Origin of the sequence: Variovorax sp. dw_954 (assembly GCF_018449755.1) — a bacterium.
GTDB lineage: Bacteria > Pseudomonadota > Gammaproteobacteria > Burkholderiales > Burkholderiaceae_C > Variovorax.
In genome coordinates this window covers 61,844-78,348 of the sequence record NZ_JAAVVD010000033.1, presented here as the reverse complement: position 1 = coordinate 78,348, position 16,505 = coordinate 61,844, and the positions used below count along the sequence as shown (strand labels likewise).

Sequence of the window (16,505 nt, the reverse complement as noted above, 5' to 3'; positions counted from 1 at the left end):
GGCGTGCTCGCCCCGCATGTCTCGCCCGACGATGCCCTGCTCTCGCGCCTGACGCGCGCCGGCATCCGCGCGACCTGGCAACAGTTGGAGGCGCGCCTCGTCGAAGGGCGCGACTGGCGTGCCAGCGGCGTGCTGGAGCGCCGGGCCGATGGCGACACCCGCGTGCCACCCGGCTGGAGCGCAGGGGGTCCAAACCTTTCATGGCCTGCCGATGCTGCGCGACTCGCCGCCGCGCAACTCCCCACCGATACCGCAGCGCTCTGGCACCGCCGCGCCGGCTGGGTGCGCCCGCGCGCGCTGGTGGAAGCCTGGCTGGCAACGCCGGGCGTACGCCTGGTGCCCGACTGCGATATCGAACGCATCGCGGCCATCGACGGCTGCTGGCAACTCCTTGCCGCGGGTGATCACCCGCTGAGGACCGCCCCGGACACGGCCGCGCCCGCCCCATCTCCCGCGAGCGCTCAAGTCACGAATGCAGCGCCGCATCGACTTGTGAGCGGATTCGATCGCGTGGTCATCGCTGCCGGCTTCGAGAGCGCCCGCTTCGCCCCTTCCCTGCCCTTGCAGCCGGTGCGTGGCCAGGTCCAATGGGGACGACTGCCTCCAGGAACGGACCTGCCGCAGATCCCCATCAACGGCGATGGCCACTTGATCGCGGGCGTGCCGGACGGCGATGGCGCCCTCTGGCTGACCGGCGCCACCTTCGACCGTGACAGCGTCGACCTGGCGCCGCGCCCCGCGGACACCGAAGCCAATCGCGAACGCCTCGCACGGCTGCACCCGCAAGCCGCAGCGGCCTTGGCGTCGGCGTTTGCCGGCGGCATCGAGGACGCGACGCCATGGACCGGCGTGCGCTGCGCCTCCGGAGATCGCCGACCGCTGGTCGGTCCCCTGCCTGGCCCCCTGCCCGACCCTCTGCCCGGCCAGCCCGCTTTGTGGGTCTGCACCTCGCTCGGGTCGCGCGGGCTGACCTTCGCGGCGCTGTGCGCGGAGCTGCTGGCCGCGCACTGGCACGCGGAGCCCCTGCCCCTCGCGGCGGCGATGGCGCAAGCCCTCGACACACGCCGCCTGCCTTGACCCCCGCGCGCCGAACGACGCGCGCACCACGAATATCCCTTTCGCTCCCCCGAAGATCGCAGTCCAATGGCCGCTTCATCCAGCCTTGGGAGAAGCCCATGTTCAAGCGAATTCTTGTGGCCACCGATGGTTCCCCCCTGTCGGAACAGGCCGTCGGCAAGGCCATCGAGCTTTCCCTGCTTTGCGGCGCCGACTTGTGCGCCGTCACCGTGGCTCACCTGGAGCCGCACAGCTACTTCGAAGGCTCTCCGGTCCTGAGCCAGATGCAGGTCGAGGAGATGCGCCACCGGTCGGTCTCGGCGGCGCACGGGCTGGTCGATGCCGTCAAGGCGAGTGCCCTGAACAAGGGGGTGCGCAATGTCGAATCGGCAGTGGTTCCATCGAACCAGGTAGCAGAGTCCATCATCGAGACCGCGACCACGCACAACTGCGACCTGATCGTGATGGCTTCGCACGGCCGCCGGACCCTCAAGCGATTGCTGATGGGCAGCGAGACCCTGCACGTGCTGACGCATTCGAATACGCCTGTGCTGGTGCTGCGCTAGAGGCTAAAAGCTACTTCTCCGAATCGTCATCATCCGGCGGCTTGACGAAGCGCGGCAGGTGCCAGTTGAAGCGCACGGCAAGGTACCGAAGCACGAAGCAGGTCGCCAGCGCAGCCGCCGCACGGCGGTCCGCCGGCCAGTGCGCGCGGTTCCCGAACACTTCGATCAAGGCCGCGGCCAGCGCCGCCAGCGCATAGATCTGGCCCTTGAGGATGGCCGGCACGCGATTGAGCAGGATGTCCCGCGCGATGCCGCCGCCCACGGCCGTCAGCACGCCCAGGATCACCGCGCCTTCGGAAGTCAGTCCATAGATCATGGCCTTCTGCGCGCCCGTGACGGCGAAGAGCCCGAGGCCGAGGCTGTCGAACAGCACGATGGGCTGCTCCAGCCGCTCCCGCACGATGCGCGAGTACATCGCCATCAAGGCCGCGACCGACGAGATCGCGATATAGCGCCAATCCGAAAGCCCCGCCGGCGGCACCGCGCCAATGCAGACATCGCGCACCACCCCGCCGCCGCACGCCACGATGAACGCGACCACGAAGATGCCGAAGACATCCAGCCCCCGGTTGCGCGCCGCCACGGCGCCGCTGAAGGCGAACGCGAAGGTGCCGGCGAGGTCGAGGATGTAGAACAGCAGAAGGCTTGTCATGCGGTGCGCGCATTCTGCCGTTGCCGGCATCGCGCTCCAAATGCCATGCAGCCCATGAACGCGAGTCTTTGCGACATACCCGAGAATCTCCCATGCACACCCGCTACGACATCCAGCACACCACCATCTACAGCTACAACCAGCCCGTCACCTTCGGGCTGCACCGCGTGATGTTCCGCCCGCGCGACAGCCACGACCTGCGCGTGCTCGCCACCGACCTGCAAGTGAGCCCGCGCGCCAATGTGCGGCTGATCCAGGACCCGCACTCCAACTCCGTCGCGCTGGTGCAGCCGCTCGGCGAAGCGACCGAGCTCAAGGTGGTCTGTTCCTTCACCATCGAGCAGGTGCCCGCCGCCGACGACCCGCTGAGCGAACTCGATCCGGCCGCCGAATTCCTGCCTTTCGCCTATTCGATCGAGGACCGCCTGGACCTCGAGCACTACCTGCGCCCGCACCATCCCGACCCCGACGGCACGCTCATCCGCTGGGCGCACCAGTTCCTCTACACCGACGAGCCCAACAGCACACGCGAGGTGCTGGCCCGCATGAACGCGCACATCGGCAAGACGCTCACCTACAAGGCGCGCGACGAGGAAGGCACGCAGAGCCCGCTCGAAACCCTCAACCTCGGCTCCGGCAGCTGCCGCGATTACGCGCTGCTGATGATGGAAGCCGCCAGGCGGCTCGGCGTGGCGACGCGCTTCGTCTCAGGCTACCTCTACGACGCGGCGCTGGACACGCCCTCCGCCGCGGAGGACACAGAGGACGCGCCGGAAGCACCGGAAACACAGGACGCAGAGGATGCGAAAGACGCCGCGAGCGGCGTTACCGTCGGCGCGGGCTCCACGCACGCTTGGCTGCATGCCTATCTGCCCGGTGCCGGCTGGGTCGCCTACGACCCGACCAACAACCTCATGGGCAGCAGCCAGCTGATCCGCGTCGGCGTGGCCCGCGACCCGGCCCTGGCAACGCCGATTTCGGGAAGCTGGTTCGGTGAAGCCGACGCGTACGAGGGCCTGACCGCCACGGTGCAGGTCCGCCGCGTCCGAACCTGACTCCTTGGCGTGCGAATTTCCGCACGCTTGACAAGAAGGCCGCATCGACTCAATACTTAACCTGATGGTTCAGTTATCAGACCCCGATCTCGACCTTGTCTTCGCCGCGCTGGCCGACCGCACGCGGCGTGATGTGCTGATCGCGCTGGGCCAGCGCGACCTGAGCATCTCGGAACTGGCGCAGCCGCACGCCATGTCGCTGACCGGCTTCATGAAGCACCTGCGCGTGCTTGAAGCCGCGGGGCTGATCGCCCGCTCGAAAGAAGGCCGCGTGGTGCGCTGCGAGCTGTCGGCCGCACCATTGCAGGAGGCCGCCGTGTGGTTGTCCCGATATGAGAAGTTCTGGAACGCGCGGCTCGACGCGCTCGGCCGCTATCTCCACAACCAGGAGGAAACCACGTCATGCCCGACTCCAATGGCTCCGACATCGCCGCCCCCACCCGCGAACGCCCCGAACTCCGCCTCGAACGCCACTACCCCGTCTCGCCCGAAAAAGTCTGGCGCGCGTGGACCGACCCGCAAGCGCTAGTCGAATGGTTCGGCCCCGGCGAGCCCGGCTCGGTGACGCATGCCGAGACCGACGTGCGCACGGGCGGCTACTTCCGCGTCGAGTTCCACACGCCCGACGGCGAACAGCACAGCGTCAGCGGCTACTACCTCGACGTGACGCCGCACCGCCGCCTGCAGTTCAGCTGGGCCTGGCGCAGCACGCCCGAGCGCGAATCGCTGGTCACCATCGATTTCGTGAAGACGCCGACCGGCACGCGCATGAACTTCGTGCACACGCAATTCTTCGACCAGGCCGCGCGCGACGGCCATGAAGGCGGATGGACCCAGACCTTCGAAAAGCTCGCGCAACACCTCCATCCATCCTGATCAGCGACGAAAGGAAAGCCCGATGCAAAAGATCACCCCCTGCCTCTGGTTCGACGGCCAGGCCGAAGAAGCACTCAACTTCTACGCAGCTATCTTCAAGAACTCGCGCGTCTACAACGTCAAGCGCTATGGCGATGCCGGTCCAGGCAAGAAGGGCTCGGTGCTGGCCGCCAACGTCGAGCTCGACGGGCAGGAATTCATGGCGCTCAACGGCGGGCCGATGTTCAAGTTCACGCCGGCCATCTCGCTCTTCGTCACCTGCGAAACGCAGGACGAAGTCGATCACTTCTGGCACCGGCTGCTCGAAGGCGGCCAGCCCTCGCAGTGCGGCTGGCTCACGGACAAGTTCGGCGTGTCATGGCAGATCGTGCCCAAGGCGCTCGGCCAGATGCTCGAAGACAAGGACGCGGCCAAGGCCAACGCCGTCATGTCGGCGATGCTGAAGATGGTCAAGCTGGATGTCGCGGCGCTGAAATCAGCCTACGCCGAAGCCTGAACCGCCGCCTCCGGCGTCAGCGGCCCAGGCCTGGCGAGTTGGGGCGCCGGAAGCCCTCAAGCAACAGGGTCGCCGCATGCCTCAGCGCCGCCTTCCAGTCCCCGGGCGCCGCGTTCGCCATCGAGTTCTTCAACTGCGCTAGTTGCCACTCCAGGTCAGCGGAATGCGCCCGCGCCCTGGCGAGTTCGCGCCGCAGTGCAATCCGATCCTGGGCCGCATAGTCCGGAAAGTTCGGACCGGACACCGGCGCACGCGGACCAGCCCCACCCGCATCGACGGCCAGGTCGCGCCCGACCCTGACCTTGCCCGGATCGGCCAGCTGTCGATGAACATCGAGCGCCCGTTGTCGCGATACCTTGTCGCCGAGCACCGGCAGCAACTTCGCGCAGAGGTATTCAGCGTCCTCGACAAAGCGGGGAAAGTCGAGCAGCACGATCGGAATGTCGCGCTTGACCAGCGCATGCACGACCTCGTGGAATCCCATGGCAAGCAAGCGCGCCTGGTCGAGCGGATTGAGCGAGTACACGACGCCGCCCGGCGAAGCGGCCCACGATTCCCAGAGCGTGCAATCGTCCGGCACCTTCTCGTTGGCGCAGCGGGTGCGCAGCTCGTTGACGGTCCTGCTGGTTGCGGCCTCGACGATGCCGCGCATCGGCAGGATGACGGCATCGACCACGATGTCATCGCGCGCCAGCAAGCGCTCGGCGAATTCGTAGAACCAGGGCGACTTCACCACATAGGGGTGGTCGACTCCCAGTTCCATGGGCATGTCTTCCAGCCCCGCGTTGGCGTCCTCGTCGTACCACGCGCTTCCGTACTTGCTGATGTGCGTTTCCAGGCCGCAACCATTCAGGTACTGGACCAGGAAGGTGGTCCCGGCGCGGCCGGTGCCGCCGATGATCAGGTGATGTTTCATGAGACGCTGGCGACCTGGGCCACGGCCCGCCGCAACTCTTCGCCGAGGGATGAGTAAAGCAATTCGACCGCAAGTGCGAGTTCGCAGGTCGAGGTGTCGATGCGCAAGTCCGGATGGGCTGGCGGCTCGTAGACGTCGGAGACGCCGGTGAACAGCGGGATCTCGCCACGGCGCGCACGCGCGTAGAGGCCCTTCACGTCGCGTTGCTCGCACACGGCCAATGGCGTGCAGACGTAGACCTCGAAGCAGGCCGGCCCGATGATTTCGCGCGCCAGGGTGCGCTGCCCGCGCAGCGGGGACACCGCGGCGACGATGCTGACGATGCCTTGGTCGCTCAACAAGCGCGCGACATGCGCCAGGCGACGGATGTTCTCCATGCGATCTTCGGCACTGAACCCGAGACCGTGGCTCAGGCCGTTGCGGACCGCATCCCCGTCCAGCACCGCAACGGCGGCGCCCTGGGCTACGAAGCGATCACGCAAAGCCGCGGCAAGGGTCGACTTGCCTGCGCCTGAGAGTCCGGTCAGCCATGCGACACGTGCCGCTGTCGAGGCATTTTTCACTGGGGGCGCTTTTTCTATTGAAATGGCAAAGACACAGAATTCGCAACATATTGTAAGGAATTGCGCTGGTCAAGCTGTAACCGTGCGGACGGCGCCGGCCGCATGTTGGACGACAGCGACACGTCCAATGGCCGCCATGCCGGCGAGGCTGAAGAGGTCAAGCGGGATGTTGCAGCGCTGAAATCAGCCTGCGAAAGCGCCTGAACCCTTCATTCGCCCACTGCAGAGCCCCTCGCATGGGTGCGGCCATCCAGCGCCGGAGGCCAGCATGCTTCAGCTGCTCGACCTGCCGCTCGAGTTCGCCGATACGCGCCCCGCGCCGGTCCAGCTCGCGCCGCAGTGCAATGCGATCGAGCGACCCCGGCTGGGGAAATGCGGGGCCGCGCACCAGCGCCGCGCCCTGCCCGCGCGAACCCGCGGCCACCGCGTCCACCGCGTCCACCGCCAGGTCGCGGCCAACCCTGACCTTGGCCGGGTCGGCCAGCCTGCGGTGCACGTCGAGCGCATGGGCGGGCGAGACCTTGCCTCCCAGCACCGGAAGCAACTTCGCGCACAGGTATGCAGGGTCCTCGATGAAGCGCGGGAAGTCGAGCATCACGACCGGGATGTCCTTCTGCACCAGCTTGTGCAGGAGCTCGTGGAAGCCCACTGCCAGCAAGCGCGCCTGGTCGATCGGGTTGAGCGAAAACACGGTGCCGCCCGGCGTGGTGCCCCAGGTTTCCCACAGCAGGCAATCCTGCGGCAGGCCGTCCAACGCGGCGCGGGCGCGCAACTCGTTGAGGGTCCTGCTGGTCGCGGCCTCGACGATGCCGCGCATCGGCAGGATCACCGCATCGACCGCGATGTCGTCGCGCGCCAGCAGTCGCTCGACGTACTCGTAGAGCCAGGGCGACTTGAGCACGTACGGTGTGTCGGCGTCGCCGAGCGGCACATCCTCCAGCCCCGCGTTGGCGTTCTCGTCGTAGTGCGCACGGTGGTCGGCGTGATGCGAGATGTGCGTGTCCAGGCCACAACCATCCAGGTATTGCACGAGAAAGGTGGTGCCGGCGCGGCCGGTGCCGCCAATGATCAGGTGATGCTTCATGCGTGACGGGAAGAGGCAGTGCCCGTCAGGCAACGGCCTGCCCTTCTGTGCGAATGGACAAAACCAGAAAATCTACCGCCTTGGCAAGCTCGCATTCTGAGGTGTCGATGAGCAAGTCGGGATTCTCGGGTGGCTCGTACGCATCCGACACGCCGGTGAAGCGCGCTATCTCGCCGCGGCGTGCGCGGGCATAGAGCCCCTTGACGTCGCGCTGCTCGCAGACAGCCATGGGTGTATCGACGTACACCTCGAACCAGGCCGCTCCGATGATGCTTCGCGCCAGCGCGCGCTGCGTGCGCAACGGCGAAACGGCCGCCACGATAACGAAGATGCCCTGGTCGCTCAGCAGCCGCGCGACATGGGCGATGCGGCGGATGTTCTCCATCCGGTCTTCCGGGGTGAAGCCCAGCCCCGCGCTCAATCCGCTTCGAACCTCGTCGCCATCGAGGATGGCCACCGCCGCCCCCTGCGCCACGAGCCGCTCGCGCAGCGCGGCGCCCAAGGTGGACTTTCCCGCACCGGACAAGCCGGTGAACCAGGCGACTCCTGGAGAAGTTGAAACCAGGCTCAACGGAGGACGGATTCGCGGGTCGGTATGCATGGATGCTGTGGCGGTGGCTGAGCAACACGAGAGACTACGAAGCGGGGATGAACGTTTCGTTCCTTGCTGGTAAAGATTTGTTTACATTGGCCCGCAGTCCTATGCTGCTTGGCTTTTCGCCAACGGAGCCTCTTCATGCGCAACCATCCACTGGGCCGCACCGGCCTCTACGTCTCGGAGCTGTGCCTCGGCACCATGACCTTTGGCGGCACCGGAGGCTTCTGGAACAAGATCGGCGAACTGCAGCAGTCGGATGCAGAGCGCCTGATCGGCGCGGCGCTCGACGGCGGCATCAACTTCATCGACACCGCGGATGTCTACTCCGAAGGCCAGTCGGAGCAGATCACCGGCCAGGCGCTGAAGAACCTCAAGGTGCCGCGCGAGAGCGTGGTGGTCGCGACCAAGGTCTTCGGAGAGACCGGCCCCGGGCCCAATGCCCGTGGCGCGTCGCGCGGCCACATCATGGACGGCGTGAAGGCGAGCCTGAAGCGCTTGCAGCTTGACCACATCGACCTCTACCAGGTCCACGGCTTCGACCCGGCCACGCCGATCGAGCAGACGGTGCGGGCGCTGGACCAACTCGTGCGCCAGGGCCACGTGCGCTACGTGGGCGTGTCGAACTGGGCCGCCTGGCAGATCGTCAAGGCGCTTGGCATCGCCGATCGGCTGGGACTCTCGCGTTTCGAATCGCTGCAGGCGTACTACACCGTGGCCGGCCGCTACCTCGAACGCGAGATCGTGCCGATGCTCGAAAGCGAAGGCCTCGGCCTGATGGTGTGGAGCCCACTGGCGGGCGGCCTGCTCAGCGGCAAGTACGGCCGCGACCAGCAGGGCGAGGAAGGCAGCCGGCGCACCAGCTTCGATTTCCCGCCGGTGAACCGCGAACGGGCCTGGGACTGCGTCGATGCGATGCGGCCGATCGCGCAGGCGCACGGCGTGTCCGTCGCCCAGATCGCGCTGGCCTGGCTGCTGCACCAGCCGCAGGTGACGAGCGTGATCGTCGGCGCCAAGCGGCCCGACCAGCTTGCCGACAACATGGCCGCGACGAAGGTCGTGCTGAGCGCCACCGAGCTTCAGCAGATCGGCGATGCCGGCCGGTTGCCTGCGGAGTACCCGGGATGGATGCTCGAACGCCAGGGCGGCAATCGCAGGAAGCAGATCGCCGATGCCACGGCGGCCCGCGACGTCCAGCCTAGTTCGAATTGATAAGCAAAAAATACTACTTGCGGCTTACGATCCTGATCGGGCCCAGTCGACACGCGTCGCTGGATTCGAGACGGGGATGGACCAACAACACTGTCGAAGCACCGGATGCGTGCCAACGGCAGGAGCAGTCACTTCAGCAACGGCCGCGATACGCAGCTTGATGGCTTCGACCTGAGCCATCGGCGTGCAGCGTGCCTGCACGTGAGCGCACACCTGATCCCTTCCTGTCTTGCGTGCCGGTCGCCGGGGTCGTCGAAGCTTTGGTTTCGATTGCCTCGCGCCGGAATCTTCTGTCTTGAAGCAAAGGATCAATCGCCATGGCCACTCCGTATTTCTCCGCACCCGTCGTATTCACCAAGCCTCCCGGACCGGGCAACGACAGCTACTACGACGTCCTGTTCAATGCGAGCACCCCGCTCGGTGCGTCGGGCACCGTACTGAACGGCTGGTGCATCCAGCCCTTCGTGCGGCTGATGTATGAGAACGGCTATCCCTACAGCGGCAACGGCTACGCGGGCTACGAGGTCGCAGCGGACAACGCCTACCAGTACGCCGGCAGCATCAACTGGCTGCTCAATTACTACCGCGAGGGCGACACCGGCTATACCGCCGACGATGTGCAGTTGGCCATCTGGCGACTGGTGGCGCAAGTCCCCGACAACACCAGCGCCTTGAGCCGCCTCGCGACCACGCATGCCGACTTCGTGCCCGATGTAGGCCAGGTGCTTGCCGTGGTGATCGACCCGGTCACCCGCGAGCAGATCCACGACCAGAACGTCATCGTCGAGACGCGCGCTGCCAAGCTCGGCGACCGGGTGTGGCACGACGCCGATGCGGACGGCATCCAGGACGCGGGCGAGACCGGCATCGCCGGCGTTGCCGTGCAACTGGTGCGCGATGCAAATGGCGACGGCATCATCGGCGCGAACGAGGTGGTCGCCAACACCGCAACGGATGCCAACGGCTACTACAGCTTCAAGGGCCTGACACCGGGCCTGGGATACCAGGTGCGCTTCAGCAGCCCTGCCGGCTTTGATGCGGCCAGCCCCCGGCAGGCCGATGGCAACGCCGCCTCGGGCGCCAACAGCGATGGCGCGCTCTCCAACGTCGTCTACCTCGGCGCCGGCGAATACAACGCCACCATCGATTCGGGCTTCTACAAATACGCGAAGCTCGGCGACAAGGTCTGGAACGACAGCAATGGCAACGGCATTCAGGACGCGGGCGAAAGCGGCAAGGCCGGGGTTGTCGTCAACCTGTATGTGTGCCAGGACGGCACGCCCGCGGGATTCGTGGCCAGCACCGTCACCGATGCGAACGGCAACTACAAGTTCGACAAGCTGGTGCCCGGCCAGTACATCGTGCAGTTCATGGCCTTCGACGGCTCGGTGGCCACCACCGGCAACATCGGCAATGACGCATTCGATTCCGATGTCACCGCAGGCGGCTTCACCGGCTGCTACATGCTGGCGTCCGGTGAAACCAACAACACCGTCGATGCCGGCTTCTACAAGCCCGCCACCCTCGGCGACAAGGTCTGGAACGACAGCAACGGCAACGGCGTGCAGGACGCTGGCGAAACCGGCAAGGCCGGCGTCAAGGTCGAGCTGTACACCTGCGGTGTGGGTGACCAGCCCGGCACGCTGGTGGGCACCAAGACCACCGACGCCAACGGCAACTACAGCTTCAGCGGCCTGAAGCCCGGCGACTACATGGTCAAGTTCATCTCCAACGATGGCACGATCCTGAGCACCGCCAACGTGGGCAGCGACGCGCTCGATTCGGACGCCGGCAGCAACGGCTTCACGGGCTGCTACACGCTCACCGAAGGCCAGATCAACAACACCGTCGACGCCGGCTTCACCAAGGGTGGCAGCATCGGCGACAAGGTGTGGCTGGACACCAACCGCAATGGCTACCAGGACGAGACCGGCACTGGCGTGGCCGGCGTCAAGGTAGAACTCAAGACCGCTGGCACCGACGGCGTGTTCGGCACCGCCGACGACGTGGTGGTGCAGACCAAGACCACGGACGCCAACGGCAACTACCTGTTCACCGGCCTCGCGGCGGGCGACTACCAGGTGAAGTTCAGCGGCATCCAGCCGGGTACCGAGTTCACCACCAAGGACAATGGCAACAACGGCGCCGACACGCTCGACAGCGATGCCGACCAGGTCACGGGCAGCACCGGCAAGATCACGCTGGGCGCAGGCCAGGATCGCACCGACGTGGATGCAGGCATTCGCGACAAACTCTCCAGCCTGGGCGACCGCGTCTGGTTCGACGCCAACCGCAACGGCGTGCAGGACGCGGGCGAGGCAGGCAAGGCCAATGTGCTGGTTCGCCTGTACAACCTCGGGGCAGACGGCGTGGCCGGGACCGCCGACGATGTGTATGTGGCCGACAAGTACACCGACGCCAACGGCAACTACAAGTTCACCGACCTGGCCGCCGGCAACTACGCCGTCAAGACCTACAACGGCTACGGCCTGAACTCCGCGACCGAGGAAGTCACCGTCGCCAACGCCGGCGGCAATGATGCCGCCGACTCGGACATGACCAAGCTGGATGCGGACCGCGTGGGCGGCTACACCGACGTGGTCAAGCTCGGCAAGGGCGAAGACAACCTGACGCTGGACATCGGCATCACCGCCCGCCTGGGCAGCATCGGCGACAAGGTATGGGCCGACACCAACAACAACGGCTACCAGGACGAAACTACCGGGGTGGCCGGCATCAAGGTGGAACTCAAGACCGCGGGATTCGACGGTGTGTTCGGCACCTTCGATGACCTGGTGGTGCAGACCAAGACCACCGATGCCAACGGCAACTACCTGTTCACCGGCCTCACGGCGGGCGACTACCAGGTACGGTTCAGCGGCTTGGAACCGGGCGCCGCGTTCACCACGGCCAACTATGGCAGCAACGCCTACGACACGATCGACAGCGATGCCAACCAGGTCACTGGCCTGACCGACAAGATCACCTTGGCAGCGGGCCAGGAGCGCACCGACGTCGATGCCGGTATCGTGAAGTCGGCTGCCCTCGGGGATCGTGTCTGGTACGACACCAACGCCAATGGCCAGCAGGATGCCGGCGAAGCTGGCGCAGCCGGCGTGCGGGTGATCTTGCATGGCGGCGGCGCCGACAAGGCGCTGGGCACGGCCGATGACACCACCGCCACGGTGCTGACGGACGCCAACGGTGGCTACCACTTCTACGGCCTCACGCCCGGCATGCCTTACCAGGTCGAATTCCAGCGCCCCGACGGCTACATGTTCACCAAGTCCAATATCGGCAACGATGCGTCCGATTCGGATGTTGCTTTCGGTGGTGCGACCCAGGTCGTCACCTTGGCGGCCGGCGAACAGAACTTCACGCTGGACGCCGGGTTGCTGGCCACGCTCGGCACCCAGCCTGATGCAGTCAAGGTGTGCGAGGACCGGTCGGTAACCTTCAACGTGCTGGCCAACGACAACCCCGGCTTGAAACTGGTCGGTGTGGCCCATGAGACCACCGCCCTCGACAGTACGTTCCAGAGCAAGGCAGGGGCGATCTCGTTCACCGCGGATGGCACGGTCACCTACAAGACCATGACCAACTACTACGGCAACGACAAGCTGGTCTACACCGTGGAAGACGCGGCGGGCAACCGGTCGATGCAGACGGTGGACGTGACGATCAATCCCATCTCCGACGCACTCGTCGCCAACGGCGGTGCCGGGTACCATCCCGGCGGCTGGGAAAACACCTATGTGGCAGGAGGCGTGACCCACTGGGTCCACGGCTATACGTTGGCGGATTTCGGAACTTACAGCGACACGGCCGACCAGTTGCAGCAGTTCGGGACGTACAACACCGGTGTTGCCAACGACGCAGACACGCTCGCGGCGGTGGTGGTCTCCGGGTTGAAGGGTGCGACGGCGGCCTATGCCGATATCGTTTACAACGGACAGGTGCTGGACTTCAGCCAGGGGCAGACCTACACGATCTCCGTGGCTGACATCAATGCCGGAAAGCTGGACCTCGATTTCCGAAGTGCCTACCAGGTCTACAACCTGACGTGGCAGATGCAGGACACCGGCACCGTCGCCAACCCGTACTGCTACGACGGCTCCATCCTGTCGAACACGGGCATGACCGTCATCAGCACGCCCATCGCGCTGGACCTCAACGGCGACGGCAAGATCGGCGTCACCGGCGCCACGTCTTCCTACGACAAGGACGCGCATGCCGCGCTGGGCCATACGGTGCAGTTCGACATGGACGGCAACGGCACCAAGGAAACCACCGAGTGGTTCGACGGTTCCGGCGACGGCATTCTGATCGACAACCGCGATGGCAACGCCGCGCACGACATGAGCGGTGCGCGCCTGTTCGGTGACCAGGGCGGTGCCTACGGCAACGGCTACTACAAGCTTGCAGCGTTGGACAGCAACCACGACGGCAAGCTCTCGGGTGGCGAACTCAAGGGCATCGAGCTGTGGGTCGACAACGGCGACGCGGTGGTGCAGTCGGGTGAAATCCAGACGCTGGCGCAGCATGGCATCGACGCCATCGGCACTGAAGCGTCGTTGACCTACGACGCTCAGGGCAAACTGCACATCGAGTCCACGGCAACGCGTACCGACGGCAGCACGCTGATGACCGAAGACGTGTTTTTCGCAGGCACGACCGAGGCGGCCCCGACGCTCTCCCAGTTGCTCGGCAGCGACTCGCTCGACGGCGTGCTGGGCACCGTGGCGCCGACTGCCGCGGTCGCCTCCAACGATGCGGACGCGACGATGGATGTCAGCGATGCGGCGGATGTGCTGCGCAAGCTGGTGGCAGCCCTGAACAGCGAGCAGGCCCACGCCACGGCCGGCTAAGCGCGTTCGGATCGAAAGGGCCGGTCTCGCAAGAGGCTGGCCCTTTTCCGTTCCCCAAACCTCAGGGAATGCACCAGAGTTGGTCGCCGGCAGCCAGCACCGCAGTTCGCAGCGCCGTGCATCGAGAAGCGCGAACGCCGACCACCAACTTTCCAGCCATTGGCGTTAACCTCTGCCGATGCCCGCCCTTCCCCAAACAGTCTTCCTGTTCGACGTCGACAACACGCTGCTCGACAACGACGCCATCCGGGCAGACCTGGCCAGCCATCTGGCCGCCGAATTCGGCCAGCTACCAGCCGATCGCTACTGGGCCATCCTGGAGGACCTGCGCATCGAACTCGGCTATGTCGACTACCTCGGCGCGCTGCAGCGCTACCGGCTCGATGCGCTGAATGACCCGCAGTTGCTGCTGATGTCTGCGTTCCTCATCGACTACCCCTTCGCCGACCGCATCTACCCCGGCGCGCTGGAGGCGCTGGCGCATGCACGCCAGTGGGGACCGACCGTGATCCTGTCCGACGGCGACGTGGTGTTCCAGCCGCGCAAGGTGCAGCGCTCGGGGCTGTGGAATGTGGTCGAGGGGCGCGTGCTCATCTACATCCACAAGGAGCTGATGCTGGATGACCTGCAGCGCTGTCATCCGGCAGCGCACTACGTCATGGTCGACGACAAGCTGCGCATCCTGACCGCGATGAAGAAGGTGCTCGGCGAGCGCCTGACGACCGTGTTCGTGCGACAGGGCCACTACGCATTCGAGGCGGACGTCGTCAACGCACTGCCTCCCGCCGACCTCACCATCGACGCCATCGCCGACATCACCCGCCTCGACCTGGGCGCGCTGCATGCCGCTGCATCGACCTGATTCCATACGACACGACGGAGAAAACCAACATGGCCGACAGTCCACTCGCGGGCAAGATCGCACCCGCCTCCATGCGCGCCAACCTGCCGCGCCTCGTCACCGCCTACTACGCGCTGGTGCCGGACCCGGAGGTTGCGGCGCAGCGCGTGGCCTTCGGCACCTCCGGGCACCGCGGTTCCTCGTACAACGCGGCCTTCAACGAATGGCATGTGCTGGCCATCTCGCAGGCCATCTGCGAATACCGCGCGCAGAAGGGCATCGACGGGCCGCTCTACCTCGGCATCGACACGCACCCGCTGTCGGAGCCCGCCGCCGCGAGCGCCATCGAAGTGCTGGCCGCCAACGGCGTCGAGCTGATGCTGGCCACCGACGACGACTACACGCCGACACCGGCCATCTCGCACGCCATCCTGGTCTACAACCGTGGGCGTACGGCGGGCCTGGCCGACGGCATCGTGATCACCCCCTCGCACAACCCGCCGGATGACGGCGGCTTCAAGTACAACCCGCCCAATGGCGGCCCGGCCGACACTGACGTCACCAAGTGGATCGAGAACCGCGCCAACGACATCATCAAGGCCGGGCTGCAAGGCGTGAAACGCATGGGCTATGCGAAGGCACTGCGCGCCGCGACCACGCACCGCCACGACTATGTCGCCAACTACGTCGCAGACCTCGGCAACGTCATCGACTTCGAAGCGATCCGCTCGGCCGGCGTGTGCATGGGCGTGGACCCGATGGGCGGCGCGGGGGTCCACTACTGGGGCCGCATCGCCGACCATTACAAGCTCGACCTCACCGTCGTCAACCCCGACGTCGACGCCACCTTCGCCTTCATGCCGCTCGACTGGGACGGCCGCGTGCGCATGGACCCATCGTCGCGCTACGCAATGGCCAACCTGATCGGCCTGAAGGACAAGTTCGACGTCGGCTTCGGCTGCGACACCGACCATGACCGCCACGGCGTCGTCACGCGCAGCGGTGGCCTGATGCGGCCCAACCACTACCTGGCCGTGATGATCGACTACCTGTTCCAGCACCGCCCGAACTGGGCTGCCAACGCCGCCGTCGGCAAGACGCTGGTCAGCAGCACCATGATCGACCGCGTCACCGCGCGGCTGGGCCGGCCGCTGCAGGAAGTGCCGGTCGGCTTCAAGTGGTTCGTGAATGGCCTCATGGACGGCAGCCTCGGCTTCGTCGGCGAGGAGAGCGCCGGCGCCTCGTTCCTGCGCCGCGACGGCACGGTCTGGACCACCGACAAGGACGGCCTCGCCCCCGCACTCCTGTCGGCCGAGATCACCGCGAAGACGGGCCGCGACCCCGGCGAGTTGTACCGCCAGCTGACGCAGGAATTCGGCGACCCGGCCTATGACCGCGTCGATGCGCCGGCCACGCCGGACCAGAAGGCCCGGCTGTCGAAGCTCACGCCGCAGCAGGTCACCAGCACTGAACTCGCGGGCGACAAGATCGAGAAAGTGCTGTCGAACGCGCCTTCCAACGGCGCGGCCATCGGCGGCATCAAGGTCATGTCGGCCGAGGGCTGGTTCGCCGCGCGGCCGTCGGGCACGGAGAACATCTACAAGATCTACGCCGAGAGCTTCAAGGGCGAGACGCACCTGCGCAGCATCATCAGCGAGGCGCAGGCGATCGTCGACAAGGCCTTGGCCTGAAGTTTGCGCGGGCCTGTACATGGCGGCCACGAGG

General features: G+C 66.1%; 15 protein-coding genes. 10 read left to right on the top strand and 5 right to left on the bottom strand.

Annotation, left to right across the window (positions count from 1 at the left end; all coding sequences use genetic code 11):
- Together HB681_RS33615 and HB681_RS33610 are read left to right on the top strand one after the other, a co-directional pair.
- Window positions 1-1,077, top strand: a 1,077-nt coding sequence (locus tag HB681_RS33615; RefSeq protein WP_213959226.1) for an FAD-dependent oxidoreductase, incomplete at its 5' end; no start/stop codon positions are given.
- 98 nt (window positions 1,078-1,175) lie between these two features.
- Window positions 1,176-1,622, top strand: coding sequence for a universal stress protein (locus tag HB681_RS33610; RefSeq protein WP_213959225.1), 447 nt, complete (start codon window positions 1,176-1,178; stop codon window positions 1,620-1,622).
- A 10-nt stretch (window positions 1,623-1,632) separates the two neighbouring features.
- On the opposite strand, the gene HB681_RS33605 is transcribed toward HB681_RS33610, so the two are convergent.
- Window positions 1,633-2,274: a trimeric intracellular cation channel family protein gene (locus tag HB681_RS33605; protein ID WP_213959224.1), complete on the bottom strand. Its 642-nt coding sequence runs from the start codon at window positions 2,272-2,274 to the stop codon at window positions 1,633-1,635.
- Between the two features lie 92 nt (window positions 2,275-2,366).
- Between HB681_RS33605 and HB681_RS33600 the strand changes: the two genes are divergently transcribed.
- The 4 genes from HB681_RS33600 (at window position 2,367) to HB681_RS33585 (ending at window position 4,701) form a co-directional block, all read left to right on the top strand.
- The gene (locus tag HB681_RS33600) at window positions 2,367-3,329 is read left to right on the top strand and encodes a transglutaminase family protein (RefSeq protein ID WP_213959223.1); all 963 of its coding nucleotides are present in this window, start codon (window positions 2,367-2,369) and stop codon (window positions 3,327-3,329) included.
- Window positions 3,330-3,393: 64 nt separating this feature from the next.
- Window positions 3,394-3,858, top strand: coding sequence for a metalloregulator ArsR/SmtB family transcription factor (locus tag HB681_RS33595; protein ID WP_213959222.1), 465 nt, complete (start codon window positions 3,394-3,396; stop codon window positions 3,856-3,858).
- Window positions 3,756-4,205, top strand: coding sequence for an SRPBCC domain-containing protein (locus tag HB681_RS33590; protein WP_213959232.1), 450 nt, complete (start codon window positions 3,756-3,758; stop codon window positions 4,203-4,205). Before HB681_RS33595 ends, HB681_RS33590 begins: the two co-directional genes overlap by 103 nt.
- 22 nt (window positions 4,206-4,227) lie before the next feature.
- Window positions 4,228-4,701, top strand: coding sequence for a VOC family protein (locus tag HB681_RS33585; protein WP_213959221.1), 474 nt, complete (start codon window positions 4,228-4,230; stop codon window positions 4,699-4,701).
- A 16-nt stretch (window positions 4,702-4,717) separates the two neighbouring features.
- On the opposite strand, the gene HB681_RS33580 is transcribed toward HB681_RS33585, so the two are convergent.
- The 4 genes from HB681_RS33580 to cysC (HB681_RS33565) form a co-directional block, all read right to left on the bottom strand.
- Window positions 4,718-5,617, bottom strand: a complete 900-nt coding sequence (locus HB681_RS33580; RefSeq protein ID WP_213959220.1) for a hypothetical protein — start codon at window positions 5,615-5,617, stop codon at window positions 4,718-4,720.
- Complete coding sequence (gene cysC, locus HB681_RS33575; RefSeq protein WP_345944799.1) at window positions 5,614-6,180, bottom strand: adenylyl-sulfate kinase; 567 nt, start codon at window positions 6,178-6,180, stop codon at window positions 5,614-5,616. The genes HB681_RS33580 and cysC (HB681_RS33575) overlap by 4 nt, the downstream gene beginning before the upstream one ends.
- 157 nt (window positions 6,181-6,337) lie before the next feature.
- Entirely contained in the window at window positions 6,338-7,264 is a 927-nt protein-coding gene (locus HB681_RS33570; RefSeq protein WP_213959219.1) for a hypothetical protein, read from the bottom strand.
- A gap of 25 nt (window positions 7,265-7,289) precedes the next feature.
- A complete protein-coding gene (gene cysC, locus HB681_RS33565; protein ID WP_213959218.1) occupies window positions 7,290-7,865 on the bottom strand; it encodes an adenylyl-sulfate kinase in 576 nt (191 codons plus the stop codon).
- A gap of 135 nt (window positions 7,866-8,000) precedes the next feature.
- Here cysC (HB681_RS33565) and HB681_RS33560 point away from each other — a divergent pair, with 135 nt between their 5' ends.
- The 4 genes from HB681_RS33560 (at window position 8,001) to pgm (ending at window position 16,471) form a co-directional block, all read left to right on the top strand.
- A complete protein-coding gene (locus HB681_RS33560; RefSeq protein ID WP_213959217.1) occupies window positions 8,001-9,071 on the top strand; it encodes an aldo/keto reductase in 1,071 nt (356 codons plus the stop codon).
- 317 nt (window positions 9,072-9,388) lie between these two features.
- On the top strand, window positions 9,389-13,939 hold the full coding sequence (locus tag HB681_RS33555; RefSeq protein ID WP_213959216.1) for an SdrD B-like domain-containing protein: 4,551 nt from the start codon (window positions 9,389-9,391) through the stop codon (window positions 13,937-13,939).
- A gap of 178 nt (window positions 13,940-14,117) precedes the next feature.
- Window positions 14,118-14,801, top strand: a complete 684-nt coding sequence (locus HB681_RS33550) for an HAD family hydrolase (RefSeq protein WP_213959215.1) — start codon at window positions 14,118-14,120, stop codon at window positions 14,799-14,801.
- Between the two features lie 29 nt (window positions 14,802-14,830).
- Complete coding sequence (gene pgm / locus HB681_RS33545) at window positions 14,831-16,471, top strand: phosphoglucomutase (alpha-D-glucose-1,6-bisphosphate-dependent) (protein WP_213959214.1); 1,641 nt, start codon at window positions 14,831-14,833, stop codon at window positions 16,469-16,471.
- The last annotated feature ends 34 nt before the right edge of the window (window positions 16,472-16,505 follow it).

Bases quoted from the DNA above. Each gene is read 5' to 3' on its own strand.
- HB681_RS33610 (WP_213959225.1), top strand. From the start codon at position 1,176: ATGTTCAAGCGAATTCTTGTGGCCACCGATGGTTCCCCCCTGTCGGAA.
- HB681_RS33605 (WP_213959224.1), bottom strand. From the start codon at position 2,274: ATGACAAGCCTTCTGCTGTTCTACATCCTCGACCTCGCCGGCACCTTC.
- HB681_RS33600 (WP_213959223.1), top strand. From the start codon at position 2,367: ATGCACACCCGCTACGACATCCAGCACACCACCATCTACAGCTACAAC.
- HB681_RS33595 (WP_213959222.1), top strand. From the start codon at position 3,394: ATGGTTCAGTTATCAGACCCCGATCTCGACCTTGTCTTCGCCGCGCTG.
- HB681_RS33585 (WP_213959221.1), top strand. From the start codon at position 4,228: ATGCAAAAGATCACCCCCTGCCTCTGGTTCGACGGCCAGGCCGAAGAA.
- HB681_RS33580 (WP_213959220.1), bottom strand. From the start codon at position 5,617: ATGAAACATCACCTGATCATCGGCGGCACCGGCCGCGCCGGGACCACC.
- HB681_RS33570 (WP_213959219.1), bottom strand. From the start codon at position 7,264: ATGAAGCATCACCTGATCATTGGCGGCACCGGCCGCGCCGGCACCACC.
- cysC (WP_213959218.1), bottom strand. From the start codon at position 7,865: ATGCATACCGACCCGCGAATCCGTCCTCCGTTGAGCCTGGTTTCAACT.
- HB681_RS33560 (WP_213959217.1), top strand. From the start codon at position 8,001: ATGCGCAACCATCCACTGGGCCGCACCGGCCTCTACGTCTCGGAGCTG.
- HB681_RS33555 (WP_213959216.1), top strand. From the start codon at position 9,389: ATGGCCACTCCGTATTTCTCCGCACCCGTCGTATTCACCAAGCCTCCC.
- HB681_RS33550 (WP_213959215.1), top strand. From the start codon at position 14,118: ATGCCCGCCCTTCCCCAAACAGTCTTCCTGTTCGACGTCGACAACACG.
- pgm (WP_213959214.1), top strand. From the start codon at position 14,831: ATGGCCGACAGTCCACTCGCGGGCAAGATCGCACCCGCCTCCATGCGC.